20 protein-coding genes are annotated in these 22746 nt (G+C 49.2%); 19 read left to right on the top strand and 1 reads right to left on the bottom strand.

Annotated features, from left to right (window positions below; genetic code table 11):
* Positions 1–59 precede the first annotated feature (59 nt).
* The 9 genes from eutC to KO512_RS08715 all read left to right on the top strand — a co-directional run bounded on the left by eutC (position 60) and on the right by KO512_RS08715 (position 10224).
* Positions 60–872, top strand: a complete 813-nt coding sequence (gene eutC / locus KO512_RS08755) for an ethanolamine ammonia-lyase subunit EutC (protein WP_215951950.1) — start codon at positions 60–62, stop codon at positions 870–872.
* A 283-nt stretch (positions 873–1155) separates the two neighbouring features.
* On the top strand, positions 1156–1494 hold the full coding sequence (locus KO512_RS08750) for a P-II family nitrogen regulator (RefSeq protein WP_215951949.1): 339 nt from the start codon (positions 1156–1158) through the stop codon (positions 1492–1494).
* Between the two features lie 9 nt (positions 1495–1503).
* Positions 1504–2757, top strand: a complete 1254-nt coding sequence (locus KO512_RS08745) for an ammonium transporter (RefSeq protein WP_215951948.1) — start codon at positions 1504–1506, stop codon at positions 2755–2757.
* A 537-nt stretch (positions 2758–3294) separates the two neighbouring features.
* Positions 3295–4368, top strand: coding sequence for a TRAP transporter substrate-binding protein (locus tag KO512_RS08740; RefSeq protein WP_215951947.1), 1074 nt, complete (start codon positions 3295–3297; stop codon positions 4366–4368).
* 132 nt (positions 4369–4500) lie between these two features.
* Complete coding sequence (locus KO512_RS08735; protein WP_215951946.1) at positions 4501–5106, top strand: TRAP transporter small permease subunit; 606 nt, start codon at positions 4501–4503, stop codon at positions 5104–5106.
* A 9-nt stretch (positions 5107–5115) separates the two neighbouring features.
* Positions 5116–6471 (top strand): TRAP transporter large permease, encoded by a 1356-nt coding sequence (locus KO512_RS08730; RefSeq protein ID WP_215951945.1) that lies wholly within the window; start codon positions 5116–5118, stop codon positions 6469–6471.
* Positions 6472–6549: 78 nt separating this feature from the next.
* Positions 6550–7707 (top strand): iron-containing alcohol dehydrogenase, encoded by a 1158-nt coding sequence (locus tag KO512_RS08725; protein ID WP_215951944.1) that lies wholly within the window; start codon positions 6550–6552, stop codon positions 7705–7707.
* Between the two features lie 112 nt (positions 7708–7819).
* Positions 7820–9310, top strand: a complete 1491-nt coding sequence (locus KO512_RS08720) for a CoA-acylating methylmalonate-semialdehyde dehydrogenase (RefSeq protein WP_215951943.1) — start codon at positions 7820–7822, stop codon at positions 9308–9310.
* A gap of 119 nt (positions 9311–9429) precedes the next feature.
* Positions 9430–10224, top strand: a complete 795-nt coding sequence (locus KO512_RS08715; protein WP_215951942.1) for an IclR family transcriptional regulator — start codon at positions 9430–9432, stop codon at positions 10222–10224.
* Between the two features lie 157 nt (positions 10225–10381).
* On the opposite strand, the gene KO512_RS08710 is transcribed toward KO512_RS08715, so the two are convergent.
* The gene (locus KO512_RS08710; RefSeq protein WP_215951941.1) at positions 10382–10978 is read right to left on the bottom strand and encodes a helix-turn-helix domain-containing protein; all 597 of its coding nucleotides are present in this window, start codon (positions 10976–10978) and stop codon (positions 10382–10384) included.
* A gap of 273 nt (positions 10979–11251) precedes the next feature.
* Here KO512_RS08710 and glnT point away from each other — a divergent pair, with 273 nt between their 5' ends.
* From glnT to KO512_RS08660, 10 genes are all read left to right on the top strand, one after another.
* Positions 11252–12583, top strand: a complete 1332-nt coding sequence (gene glnT / locus KO512_RS08705) for a type III glutamate--ammonia ligase (RefSeq protein WP_215951940.1) — start codon at positions 11252–11254, stop codon at positions 12581–12583.
* A gap of 40 nt (positions 12584–12623) precedes the next feature.
* Positions 12624–13541, top strand: a complete 918-nt coding sequence (locus KO512_RS08700) for a class II glutamine amidotransferase (protein WP_215951939.1) — start codon at positions 12624–12626, stop codon at positions 13539–13541.
* Positions 13538–14224 (top strand): protein glxC, encoded by a 687-nt coding sequence (locus tag KO512_RS08695; RefSeq protein ID WP_252734936.1) that lies wholly within the window; start codon positions 13538–13540, stop codon positions 14222–14224. Before KO512_RS08700 ends, KO512_RS08695 begins: the two co-directional genes overlap by 4 nt.
* Before the next feature lie 22 nt (positions 14225–14246).
* A complete protein-coding gene (locus KO512_RS08690) occupies positions 14247–15575 on the top strand; it encodes an FMN-binding glutamate synthase family protein (protein ID WP_215951938.1) in 1329 nt (442 codons plus the stop codon).
* A gap of 110 nt (positions 15576–15685) precedes the next feature.
* On the top strand, positions 15686–16555 hold the full coding sequence (gene purU, locus KO512_RS08685) for a formyltetrahydrofolate deformylase (protein ID WP_215951937.1): 870 nt from the start codon (positions 15686–15688) through the stop codon (positions 16553–16555).
* 9 nt (positions 16556–16564) lie between these two features.
* Positions 16565–17428 carry a bifunctional methylenetetrahydrofolate dehydrogenase/methenyltetrahydrofolate cyclohydrolase FolD gene (gene folD / locus KO512_RS08680; RefSeq protein ID WP_215951936.1) on the top strand — a complete coding sequence of 288 codons (864 nt, stop codon included), beginning with the start codon at positions 16565–16567 and terminating at the stop codon, positions 17426–17428.
* A 58-nt stretch (positions 17429–17486) separates the two neighbouring features.
* Entirely contained in the window at positions 17487–18731 is a 1245-nt protein-coding gene (locus tag KO512_RS08675) for an FAD-dependent oxidoreductase (protein WP_215951935.1), read from the top strand.
* A 10-nt stretch (positions 18732–18741) separates the two neighbouring features.
* Complete coding sequence (locus KO512_RS08670; RefSeq protein WP_215951934.1) at positions 18742–19059, top strand: sarcosine oxidase subunit delta; 318 nt, start codon at positions 18742–18744, stop codon at positions 19057–19059.
* Positions 19056–21956 (top strand): 2Fe-2S iron-sulfur cluster-binding protein, encoded by a 2901-nt coding sequence (locus tag KO512_RS20290; protein ID WP_215951933.1) that lies wholly within the window; start codon positions 19056–19058, stop codon positions 21954–21956. The genes KO512_RS08670 and KO512_RS20290 overlap by 4 nt, the downstream gene beginning before the upstream one ends.
* Positions 21957–21958: 2 nt before the next feature.
* Positions 21959–22618: a sarcosine oxidase subunit gamma family protein gene (locus KO512_RS08660; RefSeq protein WP_215951932.1), complete on the top strand. Its 660-nt coding sequence runs from the start codon at positions 21959–21961 to the stop codon at positions 22616–22618.
* Positions 22619–22746 lie beyond the last annotated feature (128 nt).

Here is a 22746-nt window from a genome sequence, read left to right as displayed (position 1 = left end):
TAAACAAAAGGATCAGTAGAACGAGCATTATCCTCTGAACGTCATCAAAGAGTTTCGTTATGAATGAGCTAAAAAAAATCGATTCGGATACTGTTACTGAAAACTCATGGGCCTCTCTGCGGCGTTATACCGATGCCCGTATTGCCCAAGGGCGCAGCGGCGTGAGTCTACCCACGCAAGCCTTGTTGGCGTTTCAGATGGATCATGCCAGTGCGCGGGATGCTGTGCATATTGCGTTGCAAACAGAACCTCTGATCGAGGCATTAAAGACCGCTGGATATGATTCACTGGTGCTACAAAGTCGGGCGAATGATCGCAGTGAGTATCTGCAGCGGCCAGATCTGGGGAGGCGTTTAAATCAACAGGCCGTCGCCACGCTAGAGGCGTATCGGCAACAGCATTCAGAACCGGTACAGGTCTCATTGGTGATTGCTGATGGTTTGTCTTCAATGGCAGTACAAAGTCATGCGGCAGCCGTGGCTGCAGCGGTATTAAGCCGGCTTGAAAGTCGTGGGTTAAGTATTGGCCCCGTCGCAATTGTTACGCAGGGGCGTGTCGCTGTCGGGGATGAGGTGGGTGAACGCCTTGGCGCGCAGCTGCTGATTCTACTAGTGGGCGAGCGCCCCGGTTTGAGTTCGCCAGACAGTCTGGGTATCTATTATACCTACCAGCCTAAAGTCGGTTTAACCGATGTCCGTCGTAACTGCATCTCTAACGTACGACCTGCGGGTATGAGTATTGATGCGGCGAGCGAAAAATTGCTCTGGTTAATTGATGAGTCAATGCGGCTAGGGTGCTCAGGCGTCGCACTCAAGGATCAATCAGTGTCATCTGCGGGTGTTGACAGCCATAAAAACTTCTTATTACCTTGAAATAAACGAGTAAAAGGTAACCCGGTTCCGTTCCCCCCAAAGCCAGTGGCATCTCCTCCGATGTCGCTGGTTTTTTTTTAGCCCGTATCGCTTGAAATACCGAGGAATGCACGGTGGTGTGGTGCAAACCGGTGCAATGCTTCATTAAGGTGCGCGCTGTCGGCGTGAAAAGTTTATTTTGTGTCATAACTAATTGAATTTAAATAATAAAAATATGTTGGCACGAATATTACATATTCCCGTTAAGAATATTTTATTCTCTATGTAAAAATTCGGAGGTCGGATGAAATTAATAGCAGCCATGATCAGGCCGCATATTCTGGAAGAGGTGAGGCAGTCCCTGCAGTCTATAGGCGTGAACGGACTTACAGTTACTGAAGTTAAGGGGTATGGACATCAACAGAGACATACCGAGCTCTATCGAGGTATGGAATCGCATATTGATTTTGCCTCCAAGATAAAACTAGAAGTTGCGATCGATGATGCGCTGTTAGAACAGGCCATTGAGGCGGTTTCAGTGATCGCCAAAACCGGACGCTATGGCGACGGGAAGTTATTTATATCAGAGCTTGAACAGGTTTTTAGAATTCGTACCGGAGAGTCCGGTGCTTTTGCATTGTAGGAGAAACAGATGAGTAATCTACCGATTGAACTTTCATACGCACTCGACACATTTTATTTTTTAATGTGTACGGTGCTGGTTATGTGGATGGCGGCAGGCTTCGCCATGCTCGAAGCGGGGCTTGTGCGTAGTAAAAACACCGTCGAAATATTGAATAAAAACGCACTATTATATGGCATCGCCTGTGTTGCTTATCTCGTTGTCGGTTACAACGTTATGTATCCTGCTAATCCGGTGAACTCATTTATTCCAGGTTTAGATTTCTTACTGGGCGGGGATAATACCACTGAGTCAGTGGTTGCCGGTGGTGATGATGCTCCTTATTACTCCAGCATGGCTGACTTTATCTTCCAAGCGGTGTTTGCCGCTGCGACGATGTCGATTGTCTCAGGTGCGGTTGCTGAGCGGATGCGCCTTTGGCCATTTCTGATCTTTGCGGTGGTGATGGTATCTGTCATCTACCCAGTAGAGGGTTACTGGAAGTGGGGTGGTGGTTTCCTTGATGAGCTGGGTTTCCAAGATTTTGCGGGCTCTGTTGTGGTGCATATGGCCGGCGCTGCTGCCGCACTCGCTGCAGTTATCCTAGTGGGTCCACGTAAAGGACGTTATGGTCCAAACGGTGAAGTGCGTGCGATTCCAGGCGCTAACCTGCCAATGGCAACCTTGGGTATGTTTATCCTGTGGATGGGCTGGTTCGGCTTTAATGGCGGTTCTGAGCTTAAAATTGCTAATGTTGAAGAAGCTAACGCGGTTGCGAAAATTTTCGTTAATACTAACGCAGCAGCAGCGGCCGGTATGGTCGTTGCAGCACTGTTTGCCCGTGCGCTGTTTGGTAAAACTGACTTAACGATGACGATTAATGGTGCATTGGCAGGTTTGGTTGCTATTACGGCAGAACCTTTGGCGCCAGATGCGGGTACCGCTTCCCTTATCGGTGCAGTGGGTGGCTTGGTTGTTGTAATCTCTGTATTGGCGTTGGATAAGATGAAATTGGATGATCCTGTCGGTGCCATCTCGGTACATGGTGCTGCGGGTATCTGGGGTATCTTCGCGGTACTCATCTCTAATCCGGATGCAACCTTTATGGGGCAGTTGACCGGTACCGTTGTTACCTTTGCGTGGATGTTTATTGCATCCTTCATCGTCTTGTTGATCATTAAGAAGACGATTGGTCTGCGAGCCAGCGAAGAGGAAGAGATGGAAGGCATGGACGTTTATGAGTGTGGTATGGAGGCCTATCCTGAATTTACCTCCGGTAAATAATAGCCTCGAGGCGTTATTTCAATAACGCTCAACTCTCTCGAGAAGTAAAAGCCATCTGTCTTTTTTAAAGGCAGGTGGCTTTTCTGTTTATTTGGCGGTGATTAACCGGTCTGTTCTGTGTTTTTGTGACGCTATTTTCTGATGCTATCTACTTGTTGCTCCGAGGTGTTTTTTGCATTTTCGAGGGGCCGTATCCGCGTCATTATCCTCTCGTTTTCACGTTTCTATTCGTCAAACTCTGATCGCATGATGATGGTTGTTTTATCTTTATGACGGTCGTGAATCTTAAAAAACGGCTCAAATAAGGGCCGGATATTAAATTTTTTTTGTTGTTACTCATCCGTCTACACTGTGCGCCTTTAGGGTGTATCAGAAGGTTTTTATGTATTAAGTGATACGCTTTGTATCAGTATAGCTTAAATTTATATTGACTAAATATTAATAAAACATAATGATAAATATCGTATCGATATAAAGTCTAAACAATAAAAACAATATTCGGACGCTCAGTCCGAAAGACCCAAAGAGGAATTACTGATGCAACGTTTTACAAAGTCGCTAAAGCATGGCCTAATAACGACCGCCGCTGCTTCTCTATTGATGACCGCAACGACCACTACCTTTGCTGCAGATGATAAAATTCGCTGGAAAGTCCAAGCCGTATTCGGCACACATCTACCTGCATTAGGTGACCCGATTAAGCAGGTGGCTGAACAGATAAAGGCGGCCAGTGGTGGCGATATTCAGTTCAAAGTGTATGAGCCGGGTAAGCTAGTACCGCCGTTCGGTATCACCGAGGCGATCAAGAATAAACAGCTCAATGCCGGTTACACCTGGTTAGGTTACGATCAGGGTAAGATCCCCGCGGCAGCGTTATTTGCAGCCGTTCCCTTCGGTATGGCGCCTTGGGAATATGCAACCTGGTGGTATGAAGGTGAAGGTAAGCAGCTGGCCGAAGCGCTTTATGCTAAGCACAACGTCCATCCGGTACTCTGTAGTGTTATTGGGCCAGAGAGCGCAGGCTGGTTCCGAGAAGAAGTTAACTCCATGGAAGACCTTAAAGGCCTGAAAATTCGCTTTGCGGGTATCGGCGGCAAGGTACTACAGCGAGCCGGCGCTTCGGTGACGGTTATCCCTGGGGGAGAAATTTTCCCTGCTCTTGAAAAGGGAGCGATCGATGCTTCGGAATTTTCCATGCCGGCGATCGATCAGTTGATGGGCTTCGATAAAGTGGCTAAGAATAACTACTTTCCCGGCTGGCATCAGACGTTCACGGCCTCCCATCTTGTGATCAATAATGACACCTGGAACAGCTTGAGTGATGCCAATAAAGCAACTATCGATATGGCCTGTACTGCAGGTACATTCCGTGCACTGACGCGAGGTGAAGCGTTACAAGGCAAGGTGCTGGCGACCTATCCCGCAAAAGGTGTCACCGCGAGAAGCATCAATACCGATATGCTTAAAGGGCTTAAAAAACTGACTGGCGAAGTCATGGCCGAAATTTCAGCGCAAGATGCGGATTTCAAAACAATCTATGAATCCCAGCAAGCTTTTGTGAATGAATATAAGGCTTGGAAGAAACTGGCTTATCTGCCAGGGGATCTATAAGCCGCTCCTCTTAATAATTTCTAACTTAGACACAGATCTGCTTAACAGGTCATCTCTGTACCTGCGCCATAGGGCGTGGGTTTAGAGGGCCTTTGCCTAAAAAATAACAATAAATAGATCTCAGAGGGCACCATGGAATCTGAATCAAACAATGCGTCACTGGAGCATCTTGTCTTAGACCAGCTGACACATCATACCGAACTACCTGAAACCGTTATATCTCAAGCGATCGATCGGTTGATCAAAGGAATTGGTCATCTATTTTCTTGGACCTGGTTGGTCTTAATGGCCGTGATTATTCTCAATGTTCTTATGCGTTATGTTCTCAGCGAAGGTCGGATCGAGTTCGAAGAGCTGCAATGGCACTTGTATGCGGTGGGCTGGCTCGTCGGTTTGTCTTACTGCTACGTTGCTGACGACCATGTACGCGTGGATCTGTTTCATGATCGGATGTCGTTAAAAAAACAGGCTTGGGTTGAGCTGTTCGGCATTCTGTTTCTGCTGACACCTTTTTTGGTGGTTGTGCTCTGGTATGTCATTCCTTTTATCAGCTATTCATGGGAGATGGGCGAAGTCTCTGCCGCACCGGGTGGTTTGCCGTATCGCTGGGCGATGAAAACGGTGTTGTTAATTGGCTTTGTGCTGCTAGCGCTGGCGGTCGTATCGCGTTTCTCGCGGGTCGTGGCCCTGTTGTTTATGTCCGGGCCTGCGGCCACGGCAACCCAGAATAAGGTTTAGGAGAGCGTTATGGAAATTAATGAAATTCTAGCCATGACTATGTTCGGTTGCTTCATCGCCTTTCTGTTTAGTGGCTTTCCTGTGGCTTGGGTATTGGGTGGTGTGGCGATTATTTTTGCTGCGTTAGCGATGCTCATGGATATTTGGTTTGATGCCTTTATTGGGGTCGATTGGAACTATGTTTCGATTGTCGTTCCACGGATGTGGGCGGTGATGACCAATTGGGTGCTGGTGGCACTGCCGATGTTTGTCTTTATGGGATTGATGCTGGACCGTTCTGGGGTTGCTGAAGACCTCATGAGCAATCTGGCTCGGCTATTCGGTAAAGTGCGTGGTGGGTTAGCGGTAACTGTCACTTTCGTTGGTTTGTTACTGGCGGCATCGACCGGGATTATCGGCGCATCTGTGGTATTGCTGGCTGTTTTAGGTGTGCCATTAATGCTTCGCGAAGGCTATAGCAAAGAGCTGGCATGCGGCACGGTGTGTTCGACGGGGACCTTGGGCATACTGATTCCTCCTAGCATTATGTTGGTGATGATGGGTGATCGTATCGGTCTGTCGGTGGGCGATCTGTTTCTTGGGGCGCTGTTCCCTGGGTTACTGCTCGCGAGCTTATATGTCAGCTATATCATGGTGTATGCCTTTTTGCGGCCTCAAGCTGCACCGGTACCACAGGGAACTGAGTCATTATCCATTAAGGTGGTCTTTAATGTGCTTTGGGCTGTCTTGCCAACGGCGGGCCTGATCATGGCGGTATTGGGATCTATCTTCTTTGGCATCGCGACGCCAACAGAAGCGTCTGGGGTTGGTGCTTTAGGGGCAACGCTGCTCGCCTTAAGTAAAAAGCGACTGAGCCTGAAAGTGCTGCGGGATGTCGGTCGGGAAACCACTAAGACGACCTCATTTATCTTTGCGTTATTGCTAGGCGCTACCGCTTTTTCGTTGGTGTTTCGCGGCCTAGGCGGTGATGAACTAATAGAAGCTGCATTGACCGGTTTGCCGTTTGGCCCAACCGGTATCGTGATCTGCATTCTACTGGTCACCTTTATTCTTGGTTTCTTTCTCGATTGGATCGAACTCACCCTGATTATTCTGCCGTTAGTAGCGCCTGTTGTCGCTGGGCTTGGTTTTGATCTGGTGTGGTTCACCATTCTCTTTGCGGTCTGCCTGCAAACGTCTTTCCTGACGCCGCCGGTGGGGTTTGCGCTGTTCTACCTCAAAGGGGTTGCACCAGAGGGTATCAATCTTGGCCATATCTATCGAGGAGTGGTGCCCTTTATTTTAATTCAGCTACTGGGTTTAGCCATCGTCTTTTACTGGCAGGGCATCGTTACCTGGCTGCCAGCTGTCGCTTATTCACAATAATTTCAAGGGAAATCAGTGATGGGATTTTTAAATCTCGGGTCTTTGTTTTCTCTCTTCATTGGAAAAATAGGAATTGCCATGTCTACTCAAGTTATTCTGCCTCGTATCATGCAAGTTGGCGCGGATGCCAGCCTTGAAATACCGACTGTACTGGCCAGCCTTGGTTGTAAAAAGCCGTTAATTATTACCGACAAGGTGATGGTTGGCTTAGGTTATGTCAGCACTATAGAAACGCTGTTGTTTAATCATATGATCTACTGCGATGTCTTCGATGACACCGTGCCCGAACCAACGGTAAAGTCAATTATGGCGGGTGTCAGACAGGTGCGTGAAGGCGATTATGATTCAATTATCGCGATCGGCGGCGGTAGTCCTATCGATAGCGCTAAGGCGATCGCCATTCTGGGCAAGCACGGCGGTACGATGCAAGAGTATAAGTTTCCTCGTATTGTCAACGAGCCAGGCTTACCGATCATCGCCATCCCGACGACGGCTGGTACGGGGTCAGAGGTGACAAAATTTACGATTATCACCGATGAGAGTTGTGATGAAAAAATGCTCTGTGTTGGGATTGGTTTTATGCCGATCGCCGCCTTAGTGGACTTTAATCTCACCTTGAGTTTGCCGCAACGTAGCACCGCAGATACCGGTATTGATGCCCTGACCCATGCGATAGAAGCGTATGTGAGTCAAAAGGCGAACCATTACAGTGATGCTCAAGCACTCGCCGCGATGCGCCTTATTGGCCCACATCTGCGTCGGGCTTATCACAATGGCCAAGACAAAGAGGCGCGTGAGGCGATGATGCTCGGGTCAACCTTAGCCGGAGTCGCTTTTTCGAATGCTTCGGTGGCTCTAGTGCATGGGATGAGTCGGCCGATTGGTGCGTTCTTTCATGTGCCCCATGGACTGTCCAATGCCATGCTTTTACCCGCGGTGACCGCTTTCTCCATACCGTCAGCACCGGAACGTTATGCCGCTTGTGCTCGGGCCATCGGCGTAGCGGATGAGTTAGATAGTACCGAAGTGGCAAATGGTAAATTGCTGGGTGAGTTACAGGCATTAAATCAAGAGTTATCGGTGCCAACGCCGGAGCAGTTTGGTATTGAGCGCAGCCACTTTTTCGATCAGTTACCGGTTATGGCTGAGCAGGCACTCGCATCGGGCTCACCTGGCAACAATCCAAGAGTCCCAGACGTTAATGAGATTATTGAACTGTATAAACAGCTTTGGTAAGGGCGTCTGCCCTCAATTAAGTGGAAATAGCGTTAACGTTTAAGTGTGTATTTCAATTTATTTTAATCATTGCGTTGAAGTATTTAACGCATCAAAGCATGAGGAAATCGTTATGAGTACTATCGGGCACCTGATTAATGGTGAAGTAGTCGTTGAAGGTCATCGTTGCCAAGATGTTTTTAATCCAGCGACCGGCGTGGCTGAAAAAAAGGTCGACTTGGCATCAAAAAGTCTCGTTGAACAGGCCATTGCGAGTGCGGCGGCTGCGTTTCCTGAGTGGCGTAATACCCCGCCGATTAAACGGGCGAGGGTGATGTTTAAGTTTAAAGAGTTATTGGAAGCGAATGCTGAGAAGGTTTGTCAGCTGATTGGTGAAGAGCATGGCAAGATCAGTCACGATGCCATGGGCGAGTTACAGCGTGGGATTGAAAATGTTGAGTATGCCTGTGGTGTGCCGGAGCTACTCAAGGGCGAGCATAGTCGCAATGTGGGGCCGGGTATCGATTCTTGGAGCGAGTTTCAACCATTAGGGGTGGTGGCCGGTATCACGCCGTTTAACTTTCCGGCGATGGTGCCATTATGGATGTTCCCTATGGCTATCGCCTGTGGCAATACCTTTGTGTTGAAGCCCTCTGAGCGGGACCCATCATCGACGATGTATATTGCTCAGTTGTTGAAAGAAGCGGGTTTGCCGGATGGCGTGATGAATGTGGTAAACGGTGATAAAGAGGCGGTTGATACCTTATTGACTAATCCGCAGGTTAAAGCGGTAAGTTTTGTTGGTTCTACCCCGATTGCCGAGTATATCTACAGCACCGCAAATGCCAACGGGAAACGTTGTCAGGCGTTAGGTGGCGCGAAAAATCACGCGATTGTGATGCCGGATGCCGATATGGATAATGCGGTTAACCAGCTTCTTGGGGCTGCGTTTGGCTCTTCGGGTGAGCGTTGCATGGCCTTGTCGGTAGCGGTGGCGGTAGGTGATGCAGCCGCCGATACCTTGGTGAGTCGTATGCGTGAGGCGATGCAGTCACTAAAAGTGGGTGCGTGTAGCAACAGCGATAACGATTTTGGCCCGGTTATTACTCGTCAGCATCAGCAGAAAGTCACCGGTTATATTGATAGCGCCGAACAGGATGGCGCCTCTATTGTGGTCGATGGACGCGATCCACAGGTCGCAGGCTATGAACAAGGGTTCTTTGTTGGGGCGACCTTGATTGATGGTGTGACACCGCAGATGCAAAGTTATAAAGAGGAGATTTTTGGGCCGGTACTACAGGTGGTGCGTGTAAACACCATGGATGAGGCAATGCAGCTGATCAACGATCATGAATACGGTAATGGTACCTGTATCTTTACCCGGGATGGTGAAGCGGCGCGCTATTTCTCGGACAATATTCAGGTCGGCATGGTGGGCATTAATGTTCCGTTGCCGGTACCGGTGGCTTACCACAGCTTTGGTGGCTGGAAGCGTTCACTGTTTGGGGATCTGCATGCTTACGGCCCTGATGCGGTTCGCTTCTATACCAAGCGTAAAACAATTACCCAGCGCTGGCCTTCTGCCGGTGTACGGGAAGGTGTGTTGTTCTCTATGCCCACATGATATGAGTGTGCGTCGCTAGCGTTATGATGGCGCTAGTTTTGGCTGTGTCTCTACACGGATAGAGGCACAGCCTGTTTTATGCCCTATAATGTCGCTTTATTTATAGGAGAGGATCAACGATGACGAAACAACGGAGGGAGAAGGGCTCATCCATTGCTCGCGTTCTGGAGATTATCGAAGCCGTCTCTTGCGCCGAAAGGCCATTAACCCCTGCCGATTTAGCTTTCCAACTCGATATTCCTAAGCCGAGTGTGCACCGCTTCCTGCAGCAATTAGAAGCGGATGGTTTTTTACAAACTAATATGCGAGGTCAACTGCTGCCCGCGGACCGCTTGCATAACATGGCATTGGGTATTCTTTATTCCAGTCGACTCAAGGCGCCACGTAAGGCGATTCTTAAAGACTTGGCTGATCAGATTGGTGAAACCTGCGGTATCTCCATCCCGGATGGTATCGATATGATCTATTATGATCGCATTCAGAGCGATTGGCCGCTACAGATAAACCTGCCGATCGGTAGCCGGACTCCTATTTGGTGCACTGCAAGTGGCAAACTCTACCTAAGTTCATTGGCGAAGGATAGGCGACAGCGTATTCTTAAAAAACTGCCGTTAGAAAAACGTGCGCGTAATACTCAGATTGATCCTGTGCAACTAGAAGCCGAGTTAGCAGACACGGCTAAGCTTGAACGGGGTATCGATAACGAAGAGTTTATCGATGGTATGGTGGCGCTCGCCGTGCCGATCAAGGATAAAAAGGGTCGGTTATTCGCCTGTTTATTTACCCATGCGCCGATTTTGCGTAAGAGTTTAGATGAACTACTGCAGTACGAAACGTTGTTACGTGATGCCGCGAATGAATTAGGTGATTTGATTGGCGATAATGGTACTGAGTCAACCGATAACGTTCGGTAATAGGCTAATCAAGCGTAGTTATTGAACCACAAGCTGATCTGCTTAACCTCTTATCAAAACGCCATTGACGCTCGATCGATGGCGCTTATCGTTTTAGCCAGAGTCCCAGCATCAATGATGCTTTCCGATTTTCATATCAATGATCTAGCGGTGCTTCTTACGTCTTATCTTCATAGTGAATAATAGATAGTAGTTTAATCGGCACTTCTAACAGGGTTTCCGGGCCGTGGGGGATCTCTGCATCAAAGGTAAGACTATCGCCGGGCTCCATATCATACAGGTGATTACCGTGGCGATAGATAATCTTGCCGCTCAGTAGATGAAGAAACTCTTCACCGGGGTGAGAGAAGGTGGGGAACACCTCTGATAGATCATCCATGGTCACCAGGAAGGGCTCGAAGGTTTTTTTACCGCCGCGTTGATAGGTGAGTAGCTGATAAGTATGTCCCTTCTCTGTGCCTCTGCGAACCACTTCTAAGCCGGTTCCCGATTTAGTGAACTGCGCACCGCCTTCTGGACGATCGAAATCATTAAACAGTTTTGAAATGGGCAATCCTAATGTGGAACAGAGACGACTGAGGGTTTCTAGGCTGGTGGATACCTGAGCGTTTTCAATCTTACTGACCATGCCTTGGCTGATACCTGATATTCGTGCGACATCGGTGATTTTAAGGCCCTCATCTAAACGCGCTTTTTTGACCTTCATGCCGATGTAATGATCAAGTTCAAACTTATGTCCCTTGTTTTCTGTCATTTATATGCCCTTCTTTAGGGCGTCGTGAACCAGCGTTGTGCGCCTGTTCATGCGTCCTGTAGCGAATGTTGATGGCTTATATATTCCCACAAAGAAATTTTTTTTACTAGATGCTTTGAAATCAATGAGTTATCCTATCAGGAAAATAATATTCCTAAAAAGAACTTTTCTGGCACAGGCGTTGCTTTCTTAATAATCATAAATAATTACTGTTGAGAAAATATGGGTCTGCTCTTTCTCGGAGCGGAGTTCAGTATCAAACGGAGGGCTACCATGCCACAGGATTCAGAGAAGTTTATTGCGGATAACGACATTAAATACGTGTTGGCTCAGTTTGTTGATATCCATGGGGTAGCAAAGACAAAGTCTGTGCCAGCAAACTGCTTGATGGATGTGGTTGAGAAGGGCGCTGGATTTGCGGGTTTCGCTGTTAGCGGCATGGGTATGGAGCCACATGGTCCTGACTTTATGGCACGCGGTGATCTTAGCACCCTGTCTGCTGTGCCTTGGCAGCCTGGCTATGCTCGCCTTGTTTGTGAAGGTTATGTGAATGGTGAGCCTCATCCTTACGATAGCCGAGTTGTACTGAAGCGTCAGTTGAAACTGCTCGATGATAAAGGCTGGACACTGAATACCGGTCTTGAGCCTGAGTTTTATCTGTTTGAGCGTGATAGCAACGGTGGTTTGGTCACGGTTGATGAAACCGATGTGTTGGATAAGCCTTGCTATGACTATAAAGGCCTGTCCCGTTCGCGTGCATTTTTAGAAACATTGGTTGAGTCGTTACAAGCCGTCGATTTCGATGTCTATCAGATCGATCACGAAGATGCTAACGGTCAGTTTGAGATCAATTATACCTACGGTGATGCGCTACAGTCTGCTGACCGTTTCACCTTCGTCCGTATGGCGGCCGGTGAAATCGCCAATGATATGGGCATGGTGTGTTCATTTATGCCTAAGCCAGCGTCTGATCGTACCGGTAATGGTATGCACTTCCATCTGTCGATCACCGATGAAGATGGTCGCAACCTGTTTGGCGATGACAGCGATGTCAACGGCATGGGGCTATCTAAGATGGCTTATCACTTTACCGCGGGTCTGCTGCATCATGCGAAAGCGCTGTGTGCGTTTGCCGCACCGACAGTGAACTCCTATAAGCGTTTGGTTGTGGGTGGTTCGGCTTCGGGTTCTACTTGGGCGCCTGCTTATATCGCTTACGGTGATAACAACCGTACCGCGATGGTTCGAGTGCCTTACGGTCGTTTGGAATTCCGCCTTCCAGATTCTGGCTGTAACCCTTACCTGGTGCATGCTGCGATTATCGCGGCGGGCTTAGATGGTATTGAGCGTGAACTTGATCCAGGCACTCCAGAGAACATTAACCTGTATGCCATGAGCGAACAGGAACGTCTGGATAAAGGTATCGAAATTTTACCCCAGAGCTTGAATGAAGCAATCAATGAACTTGAGGCTGATACGGTTCTGGCGGAACGATTGGGTAATGAAATTGTTACCGAATTTATTAAAACAAAACGCGAAGAATGGATTGATTACAGCCGGCATGTATCCGACTGGGAAATTAAACGTTACGCGGAATTCTTCTAAGCCTAGAAAGCTTACATTGTCGATTTAAGAGGACATAACTATGTGTGGAATTGTTGGCCTTTACTTGAAAAACAAGGCTTTAGAAAGTCAACTGGGTGAGTTGTTCGAACCTATGTTGATTGCGATGACAGATCGCGGCCCTGACAGTGCCGGTTTTGCAATCTATGGCGATGAAGTGCCTGAAGGCAGCATCAAATTAACGTTGCGTCATGCAAATGAAGATTATGACTGGGCTGGTTTGGCTGGCAAGTTGAAAACCGAGTTGAATGTCGGCGTTGAGTGGTTCAATAACAGCAAAGTTGCCATCTTTAAAATTAATACCAGTGATGGCATTGCTGAAGCATTTATTACTGAAAATGCACCGGATGTACTGATTTTGAGTGCCGGTCAATCGATTGAAATTCTGAAAGAAGTTGGCCTGCCTGAAAATATCGCTAAAACCTTTAACCTGAAAGGGATGAAGGGCAGCCATATCATAGGCCATACCCGTATGGCGACTGAGTCTGCTGTCACTATGGAAGGTAGCCATCCGTTCTCAACCGGTATGGACCTTTGCTTAGTACATAACGGCTCGCTTTCAAACCACAACCGTTTACGTCAAGAGTTACAGCGTGAAGGGATTGTGTTCGAAACCGAAAACGATTCTGAAGTTGCGGCTGGCTATCTCACTTGGCGCCTACAGCAAGGCGACACGCTAAATGAAGCACTGACTAACTCTTTGAAAGATCTGGATGGTTTTTTCACCTTTACCGTCGGTACTCGGGACGGCTTTGCGGTGATGCGTGATCCTATTGCCTGCAAACCTGCAGTGATGGCGGAAACTGATGATTATGTGGCGATGGCGTCTGAGTACCAAGCATTAACCACGTTACCCGGTATTGAAAACGCCAAAATTTGGGAACCAGAAGCCGCGACTATCTATGTCTGGGAACGCAGCAGCGATGAAGGAGTGAAATGATGAAAACAATTAATTTAACTGAATGCACTGTTCGCGACCTTAATCAGGCGCTGCATGATCAGACTGTGGAATGTACCGAACGTGAATGGGAAGTACTCGAGCCTAAAGGCCAACACAACATCGCTTGTGGTCTTGATCAGAATATCTCGGTCGATATTAAAGGTCCTACCGGTTACTTCTGTGCCGGTATGAACAAAAAAGCCCATATCACCATTCACGGTAATGCCGGTCAGGGTGTGGCGGAAAACATGATGTCTGGCTCTGTACGGGTTAAGGGCAATGCCTCTCAAGCCGCCGGTGCTACCGCGCACGGTGGTTTGTTGGTGATCGAAGGTGATGCCGGCGCGCGTTGTGGTATCTCGATGAAAGGCGTGGATATTGTTGTTAAGGGTAGTGTTGGCCATATGAGCTGCTTCATGGGTCAAGCGGGTTCGCTAGTAGTGTGTGGTGATGCGGGTGATGCTCTGGGTGACTCGCTATACGAAACCCATATCTATGTGAAAGGTGAAGTGAAATCTCTAGGGGCTGACTGTATCGCCAAAGAGATGCGTGATGAACATATAGAAGAGCTATCAGAGCTGCTGAATCGTGCTGGCGTTGATGAAGATGTAACTGCATTTAAACGTTATGGCACTGCCCGCCAGCTATATAACTTTAAAGTGGATAACACTTCCGCTTACTAAGGCTGATTTCGAGGATAAGACGATGAGTGATGATATTAAAGTAAAACCAGGTCTGCGCGAGTCTGCAACGTTTGACCGCAATACGATGACCGAAATCCGCCGTGCTGCTGAAACCGGTATCTATGACATCCGTGGTTTTGGTGCTAAGCGTAAGCTGCCCCATTTTGATGACCTGTTGTTCCTAGGAGCGAGTATGTCTCGCTACCCATTGGAGGGTTACCGTGAAAAATGTAACACCTCGGTAACGCTGGGAACCCGTTATGCTAAAAAACCAATCGTACTGGATATTCCAGTCACGATTGCCGGTATGAGCTTTGGTGCCCTGTCGGCGAATGCCAAAGAAGCGCTGGGTCGTGGTGCATCCTTGATGGGTACTTCGACCACTACCGGTGACGGTGGTATGACCCCGGAAGAACGTGGCCAATCCACTAAGTTGGTCTATCAGTATCTGCCATCCCGTTACGGTATGAACCCGGATGATCTGCGTAAAGCGGATGCGATTGAAGTGGTACTTGGTCAAGGTGCTAAACCTGGCGGCGGCGGTATGTTGTTAGGCCAGAAGATTACTGACCGAGTGGCTAAGATGCGTACCTTGCCAATGGGCGTGGACCAGCGTTCTGCTTGTCGTCACCCCGATTGGACCGGTCCTGATGACTTGGCGATTAAAATTCAGGAATTGCGTGAAATTACTGATTGGCAGGTGCCGATTTACATCAAAGTGGGTGCTACCCGTACCTATTATGACGTCAAGCTAGCGGTTAAAGCGGGCGCTGATGTAATCGTGGTCGATGGTATGCAAGGTGGTACAGCGGCGACTCAAGAAGTGTTTATCGAGCATGTCGGTATTCCAACGCTGGCGGCCATTCCTCAAGCGGTGCGGGCTCTGCAAGAGATGGGCATGCACCGTAAGGTTCAGCTAATCGTGTCCGGTGGTATTCGTAACGGTGCCGATGTGGCTAAGTGTATGGCACTGGGTGCTGATGCGGTAGCGATTGGTACAGCGGCACTGGTCGCGTTGGGTTGTAACCATCCTAAGTATGAAGAAGAGTTTCAAAAGATCGGTTCAGCGGCTGGCTTTTATGATGATTATCATGAAGGTAAAGACCCTGCCGGTATCTCGACTCAAGACCCTGAGTTGATGAAGCGTTTAGACCCCGTGGCAGCCGGTCGTCATTTGGCTAACTACCTTAACGTGCTAACCCTTGAAGCTCAGACGCTGGCACGTGCCTGTGGTAAGAACGACCTGCGCAACCTAGAGCCTGAAGATTTGGTGGCGTTGACCGTTGAATCTGCAGCGATGGCCAATGTGCCATTAGCCGGTACGAGCTGGATTCCTGGTAAGGGGTTCTAAGTCGAGATAACTGACTAAATACGAGTAGAGACCTCACGGGGTGCAGCGTACCCCGTGATGGGAATCTATCTATCTGAATAAAATAATACGGAGACTATGGAGTCGCCATCATGAGTAAACACGAAGCAGATAATGAAATTGTATTAAGAGCCAGCTGCGTTGCGGGAAGCGGCATTGTTGCTAAAGTCACCACGTTTTTAGCCGAGCGGGGCTGCTATATCAGTGAACTGGCGCAGTTTGATGATGAAGGCAGCGGCAACTTCTTTATGCGGGCCCGTTTTCATGTTGAGAGTGGTGGCTGTCAGATCAGTGATCTGCAGCAGGAGTTTCCTGAAGTTGCTGAAAGTTTTGCTATGAAATGGGAAATGGTTGCTGTTAAAGCGCCGATGAAAACCCTGATCATGGTCAGCAAGTTTGATCACTGTCTTGATGATCTGTTGTATCGCTTGCACAAGGGTGAGATCAATATGGAAGTCACCGCTATCGTGTCTAACCATAAAGATCTGCGGCCGATGGCTGAACGTGAAGGTATCCGTTTTGTCTACTTGCCGGTTAATAAAGACAACAAGTTAGAGCAAGAAGCGGCGCTGATGGATATTGTCGAAGAGACCGGTTCTGAGTTAATTGTGCTGGCGCGTTACATGCAGATTCTGAGCGATGGACTGTGTCAGCAGTTGAGCGGTCGGGCGATCAATATTCACCACTCATTCCTGCCTGGCTTCAAAGGGGCTAAGCCTTATCATCAGGCCCATGCACGTGGCGTTAAGCTGATCGGTGCAACGGCTCACTATGTCACTTCAGATTTGGATGAAGGTCCTATCATTGAGCAGTCAGTACAACCGGTTGATCACACCTTTAAGGCGGATGCGCTGGTAGCAATGGGTCGTGATACTGAAACAGTGGCACTGGCTCGGGCAGTCAAACTGCACACTGAGCATCGTGTTTTCCAAGATGGTAACCGAACTGTTGTATTCAAATAGGTATTGATCATGAACCGTTTAATCGATGGCAAGAAAATTTCAGCCGCAGTGGTTGAACAGTTAGCACTCGATACCCGTGAATTTATTGCCACATCGGGTGTAACGCCCGGTTTGGCAGTAGTACTGGTAGGGGAAGACCCGGCCAGTCAGGTATATGTGCGTAATAAAGTTAAACAGGCAACAGCGGCGGGCTTTAACTCCACCGAACATCGTTTGTCGGCAGATACCACTCAGGCAGATCTGAACGCACTGGTTGAGCAACTGAATAACGATGCGTCTGTGCATGGCATTCTCGTTCAACTGCCATTACCCGCACAACTGAGTGAACCTGAGATCATCCGCTTAATTGCCCCACACAAGGATGTTGATGGCTTTCATCCGCTGAATGTCGGCGCGCTCGCGTCGGGTGGTGCGGATCTGATTCCTTGCACTCCGATGGGCTGCATGATCATGCTTGAGCAAACATTAGGTGATCTGACCGGCAAACATGCGGTGGTCGTTGGCCGTTCGAACATTGTGGGTAAACCGATGGCGGCGCTGCTATTACAGGCTAACTGTACCGTCACTATTGTGCATTCCCGAACACAAAATATTGAAGCGCTCTGTCGTGAGGCGGATATCTTAGTGGCGGCGGTTGGCCGGCCTGAGATGATCAAAGGCGATTGGGTTAAACCCGGTGCAACCGTGATCGATGTGGGTATCAATGCGGTTGAGAAAGAGGGTAAACGTCGTTTGGTTGGGGATGTCGATTTCAGCGAAGCCGTCAACGTGGCAGGCGCTATCTCTCCGGTACCTGGTGGTGTTGGGCCGATGACCATTGCCTGCCTGATGAAGAATACCCTGACGGCCGCGCGCCAACAGATGTCTGTCTGATCCTAGGTCTGACCCCTAGGTAATACAGAACATGTGACATTGAATGGAGGAGAGGTTGATGCCTTTCTCATTACTGAAATACGGTCTTAATAAAGACTACCCGTTTGAACAAAATGCGGACCTGCCATCCCCGTCAGCGCTGAAGTCTCACTACGATGTAGTGATTATCGGCGCTGGTGGTCACGGTGTAGCGACGGCGTATTATCTGGCTAAATACCACGGTATTACTAATGTCGCAGTGCTGGAAAAAGGTTACTTAGGGGGCGGCAATACTGCTCGGAATACTGCCGTTATCCGTTCTAATTATCTGACCTCTGAAGGGGTTAAGTTTTACAGTGAATCGGTAAAACTATTTCAGGGGCTATCGAACGAATTCGATTTTAATATTATGTATTCCAGCCGTGGTCAGCTGACCTTGGCACACACGGATGCGGCGATTCGTGGTTTTCGCCAGCGCACCGAAGTCAATAAGCATTTCGGCGGAAAAACTGAACTGATCGATCCACAGCAGATTCGTGAATTAGTCCCCAGCTTGAATATGAATCCTGCCGATCAGCCTGTCTTGGCAGGCTTGTGGCATATCGATGGGGCGACCGCGCGACATGATGCCGTCGCGTGGGGCTATGCGAAAGGTGCGACTCAGCGAGGCGTTGAACTGCATCAACTCACCGAAGTAACTGGTGTTGATGTTGATAAAGGTAAGGTAACCGGTGTGCAAACCAACCGTGGCAAGATCAGCTGTGGTTGTGTGGTCCAGGCGGTTGCTGGCCATAGCTCTATTGTTGGCGCCATGGCGGGTATTCGTATGCCGATCACCACCTATCCGCTACAGGCGATGGTGACCCAGCCGGTTAAACCTTTTCTTAATCCACTGGTTAGCTCGCCGGCACTGCACTGTTATGTCCAACAAACGGGCCGTGGCGAACTGGTGTTTGGTGGCGGTTCGGATCCTTATCCACTGTATAACACCCGCTCGACGATGGACTTGAAAGAGAGTCTGCTGGCCCATGCGGTAGAGCTGTTCCCCTTCATGGCCAATATGCGCCTGATGCGGCAATGGGCAGGGTTAACCGATATGACCTCCGATTACAGCCCTGTCATGGGACTTAGCCCTGTCGAAAATTACTATCTTGATGCCGGCTGGGGAACTTGGGGCTTTAAAGCGACACCTATCTGCGGCAAAACGATGGCTGAACTCGTGGCAACCGGTAAGGTGCCGGAACTTATCAAACCGTTCTCGATGTCGCGTTTCGATACCTTCCGTCAGGTTAATGAGATGGGCGCTACGGCGGCTAGTCACTGAGGAATCTGCAATGAAGATTATTAATTGTCCTCTGAATGGACCCCGAAATAGTAGTGAGTTTGTCCACGGTGGCGAGGTACGGCAGATGCCGGACCCTAATAACTGTACCGACAAAGAGTGGGCAGACTACGTTTTTTATAGTGATAACCTGATCGGCGTGGTAACTGAATGGTGGTTGCATGCACCGTCTGGTTATTGGTTTATCGCTGAGCGGCATACCGGCAGTGATGAGATTTTACGCACCTATGATCCTGCTGAAATATATACCAGTCGGGTCGAGTTCAAGGCAAAAGAAGAGCCTAGTGCGTCTGAGGAGAAAACCGCATGAGCAGCGAGAAGCGTCTTAGTGCCCCCGCAGGGTTGCTGATCGACCGGGAAAAGCCCCTCTCGTTCAGTTTTGAAGGAAAGCAATATCATGGTTTTGAAGGCGACACCATCGCCAGTGCGTTGCTCTCAAATCAGCAATGGATGATGTCCCGCTCGTTTAAATATCACCGTCCCCGTGCACCGCTGACCATGGCGGGGCAGGATGCTAATACCTTAGTGCAGCTTGGTGGCGAGCCGAATGTCTTGGCCGATCGCCAAATGGCGAGTGAAGGCATGTACATCGAAGGGCAGAACTATAAAGGCACCTTAGAAGGTGATAAAGATGCCTATCTGGGTAACTTCGGGCGATTCATGCCGGTAGGTTTTTACTACCGTAGCTTCTTCAAGCCGATGGGTGTGTGGGATAAATGGGAAGGCTATATCCGTAAAAAAGCTGGATTAGGCAAGATTGATCTAGATTTTAAACCGGAATATTACGATAAAAAGTACCTATTTACTGACGTTGTTGTCATCGGCTCTGGCCCAGCGGGTATGAGCGCTGCGCTGAAAGCGGCTGATGCTGGTGCACAGGTTTTGTTGGTTGAAGAGATGCCCCTATTAGGCGGTGCGCTTACCTACAACCGCTTCGATATTGAAGGTATACAGGCTGATAGCCTGCGCCATGAACTCATTGAAAAAGTCACCAGCCACGCGAATATCGAGGTGATGACGGATACTGTTTGTAATGCTTGGTTTACCGATAATTACCTGCCGCTGATCAAAGGTAAGCGGCTGTATAAACTGCGGGCGAAGGAGTGCATCGTTGCTTCCGGTGCCTATGAGCAGCATGTGGTATTCCGCAACAATGATTTACCCGGCATCATGCTATGCAGTGCCGTCACCCGGTTGATGAAACTTTATGCGGTTAAGCCGGGCAGCAAAGCCGTGGTCTTGACCGGTAATGACGATGGTTATCTAACCGCGTTAGAGTTGCTAGATAATGGCGTTGAAGTGTCCGCCATTGTCGATCTTCGCCCACAACACCCTTGGCCTGAGCTGCTCGGGATGGTGAAACAGAAGGGTATTAAGGTCATACAGAACAGCACGGTTTATGAGGCGATCCCGAGTAAGGGTAATAAGCACATTACGGCGGTTGATATTCGCACCATCGTCGCTGAAGGCGAAGTGAGTGCTATGGGTAGCACTCTTGAGTGTGATCTGCTCTGTATGTCGGCCGGTTATATGCCTGCTTATCAACTACTTTGTCAGGCTGGCGCGCAGCTGAGCTATAAAGATGAGCTGGCTGAATTTCAACTGTCTGGAATACCGCAAGGGATTCATATCGCCGGCTCCGTGAATGGTTTGCATACACTGGATGCGGTTGTGTCTGATGGTACTAATGCGGCGATTCGGGCGCTACATAACTTAGAGTTAAGTGATGAAACTGAGCAGCCGGTTAGCTGTCAGGCGAAACCTAACTTTAGCTGGCCGATCTTTAGCCATCCGAAAGGTAAAGATTTTGTCGATTATGACGAAGATCTACAGGCGAAAGATATTGTCAATGCTACCCGTTTGGGTTATCGCGATGTGCAACTGGTTAAACGCTTTTCAACCGTTGGCATGGGGCCATCTCAAGGGCGTCACTCAGCCTTGCCAACCGCACGTTTGGTGGCCAAGTCGACCGATCGCACTGTGACTCAAACCGGTGTGACCACCGCGCGTCCACCGTTTGCACCGGAAAAACTTGCTCATGTGGCTGGCCGGATCTTTGATCCTCGTCGACATACCGCTATGCATCACCGTCACCTAGAACTCGGGGCGAAAATGATCGCCGCGGGTAACTGGCGCCGTCCTGCCTATTATGGTGATGCGGCCCAGCGAGATCGTTGGATTCGTGAAGAAGCTGAGCATGTTCGGTCTAAAGTGGGCTTGATCGATGTGAGTACCCTCGGTGGTATCGAGCTGCGAGGCCCCGATGCTGCGGAATTTATGAACCGAATTTATACCTTTGTGTTCCTGAAACAGCCGGTGGGTCGTACTCGTTACGCGGTGCTGACTAATGAACATGGGGTCGTCATTGATGACGGTGTTGCTTGCCGGATCACTGAAGATCACTTCTATGTGACCGCCACAACCAGTGGTGTCGATCGCGTCTATCGTGAGATGACTAAGTGGAATGCGCAGTGGCGCTTAGACGTTGATATCTTACATGTGACCTCTGCATTTGCGGCGGTTAACTTGGCAGGCCCAGATTCCCGTAAGGTACTTGAGCAGCTAGTGAGTGATGTTGACCTTAGCCCTGAAGGCTTTCCGTATCTCGCTTATCGAGAAGGCAAGGTGGCCGATATTCCTGCGCGTTTATTAAGGGTCGGTTTTGTCGGTGAACTGGGTTACGAAATACACGTGCCTGCCCGCTATGGTGAAGCCCTTTGGGATGCACTGATGGCAGCCGGTAAGGCGTTTGATATTAAGCCGTTCGGGGTTGAAACACAGCGTCTGTTACGACTGGAAAAAGGCCACGTGATCGTCAGTCAGGATACCGATGGGATGAGTCATCCGGGTGAGCTGGATATGACCTGGGCGGTGAATCGTAAAAAACCATTCTTTATCGGCTGTCGTTCGGTGGATATTGTGATGGCACAACCGCAGACCCGTAAGTTGGTGGGCTTCATCTTGCCTACTGACAGTACCAAGCCTGAAGAGGGGCATCTGGTATTAAAAGGGGATCGGATTGCCGGCAACGTGACCTCCTGTGAATATTCGTCTGCCCGTCAAGCGATTATCGGTTTGGCCTATGCGGATATCGCCGATAGCGAACCCGGTTCGAAGATTAGCATTCGTGTAGACGGTGAAGAGATTAAGGCGGAAGTCGTGACACTGCCTTTCTATGATCCTGAAAACTTAAGGCAGGAGATGTGATCATGAGCCTAATTACCCCTGAACAGTTCGATAGCCGTAGTTTTATCTACCGTAAACATCAGCAGGCTCAGTTTGCCGAGGTTGCCGGTGCCGCACAGGTAGTCAGTTATCAAGGTCAGCGTTTTCCTGAGATGGGACTGACCGATCTATCCGTCTTGCCGCGATTTGGTTTGCGCGGTCCAGCGGCTGCCGATGCGTTGGTTGCAGCGGGGCTGTTACCGCCAGACAAGCCAAACACACTGACCCTGTCAGATGAGGGCTTAATGGTGTTGCGCTTGGGTTACACCGAGTATTGGGTGCTGGCTGTGCCCGGTGCAACGGTTGATCTGCCAGCGTTAGAACAGCAGTTGTCCGGCCCCGGCATTTATCCGGTGTACTGTCATGATAGTTTCGCTTGGTTAGTGATGTCTGGCGATCATCTGGCGGACGTGATGGCGAAAGTGTGTGCGGTCGATCTACGAGAACAAAACTTTGCCTCAGGTGATTTAGTCATGACGTCACTGGCGCGTGTCAGTGGGGTTATCTGTCGCCATCAAATGGCGGGTAAAAACGTGTTCTCTATTTTCAGCGATAGTGCTTCTGCTGGTTACCTTTGGGATGCTCTATTGGATGCGATGGATGAGTTCAATGGTGCGCCAGCGGGACAAAATAGTTTAATTTAATAACCCTTTCCATCACCTCAAAAACCGGCTGGCATCTCCTCCGATGCCACTGGTTTTTCTTTATCTATCACCTGGTTTGAGCATGGTTCGACTCGGGTTGTCTTTTTTCTGTTTGAAATAGTTCCTAT

Origin of the sequence: Amphritea atlantica, from assembly GCF_018860855.1 — a bacterium.
GTDB lineage: Bacteria > Pseudomonadota > Gammaproteobacteria > Pseudomonadales > Balneatricaceae > Amphritea > Amphritea atlantica_A.
Note: the sequence above shows the minus strand (reverse complement) of the source record. Positions and strands in the feature narration are given on the sequence as shown.

Bases quoted from the DNA above. Each gene is read 5' to 3' on its own strand.
- KO512_RS08670 (WP_215951934.1), top strand. From the start codon at position 18,742: ATGAAGATTATTAATTGTCCTCTGAATGGACCCCGAAATAGTAGTGAG.
- KO512_RS08745 (WP_215951948.1), top strand. From the start codon at position 1,504: ATGAGTAATCTACCGATTGAACTTTCATACGCACTCGACACATTTTAT.
- glnT (WP_215951940.1), top strand. From the start codon at position 11,252: ATGCCACAGGATTCAGAGAAGTTTATTGCGGATAACGACATTAAATAC.
- KO512_RS08720 (WP_215951943.1), top strand. From the start codon at position 7,820: ATGAGTACTATCGGGCACCTGATTAATGGTGAAGTAGTCGTTGAAGGT.
- KO512_RS08660 (WP_215951932.1), top strand. From the start codon at position 21,959: ATGAGCCTAATTACCCCTGAACAGTTCGATAGCCGTAGTTTTATCTAC.
- eutC (WP_215951950.1), top strand. From the start codon at position 60: ATGAATGAGCTAAAAAAAATCGATTCGGATACTGTTACTGAAAACTCA.
- KO512_RS08710 (WP_215951941.1), bottom strand. From the start codon at position 10,978: ATGACAGAAAACAAGGGACATAAGTTTGAACTTGATCATTACATCGGC.
- KO512_RS08725 (WP_215951944.1), top strand. From the start codon at position 6,550: ATGTCTACTCAAGTTATTCTGCCTCGTATCATGCAAGTTGGCGCGGAT.
- KO512_RS08735 (WP_215951946.1), top strand. From the start codon at position 4,501: ATGGAATCTGAATCAAACAATGCGTCACTGGAGCATCTTGTCTTAGAC.
- folD (WP_215951936.1), top strand. From the start codon at position 16,565: ATGAACCGTTTAATCGATGGCAAGAAAATTTCAGCCGCAGTGGTTGAA.
- KO512_RS08715 (WP_215951942.1), top strand. From the start codon at position 9,430: ATGACGAAACAACGGAGGGAGAAGGGCTCATCCATTGCTCGCGTTCTG.
- KO512_RS20290 (WP_215951933.1), top strand. From the start codon at position 19,056: ATGAGCAGCGAGAAGCGTCTTAGTGCCCCCGCAGGGTTGCTGATCGAC.
- KO512_RS08750 (WP_215951949.1), top strand. From the start codon at position 1,156: ATGAAATTAATAGCAGCCATGATCAGGCCGCATATTCTGGAAGAGGTG.
- KO512_RS08695 (WP_252734936.1), top strand. From the start codon at position 13,538: ATGATGAAAACAATTAATTTAACTGAATGCACTGTTCGCGACCTTAAT.
- KO512_RS08740 (WP_215951947.1), top strand. From the start codon at position 3,295: ATGCAACGTTTTACAAAGTCGCTAAAGCATGGCCTAATAACGACCGCC.
- KO512_RS08690 (WP_215951938.1), top strand. From the start codon at position 14,247: ATGAGTGATGATATTAAAGTAAAACCAGGTCTGCGCGAGTCTGCAACG.
- KO512_RS08675 (WP_215951935.1), top strand. From the start codon at position 17,487: ATGCCTTTCTCATTACTGAAATACGGTCTTAATAAAGACTACCCGTTT.
- KO512_RS08730 (WP_215951945.1), top strand. From the start codon at position 5,116: ATGGAAATTAATGAAATTCTAGCCATGACTATGTTCGGTTGCTTCATC.
- purU (WP_215951937.1), top strand. From the start codon at position 15,686: ATGAGTAAACACGAAGCAGATAATGAAATTGTATTAAGAGCCAGCTGC.
- KO512_RS08700 (WP_215951939.1), top strand. From the start codon at position 12,624: ATGTGTGGAATTGTTGGCCTTTACTTGAAAAACAAGGCTTTAGAAAGT.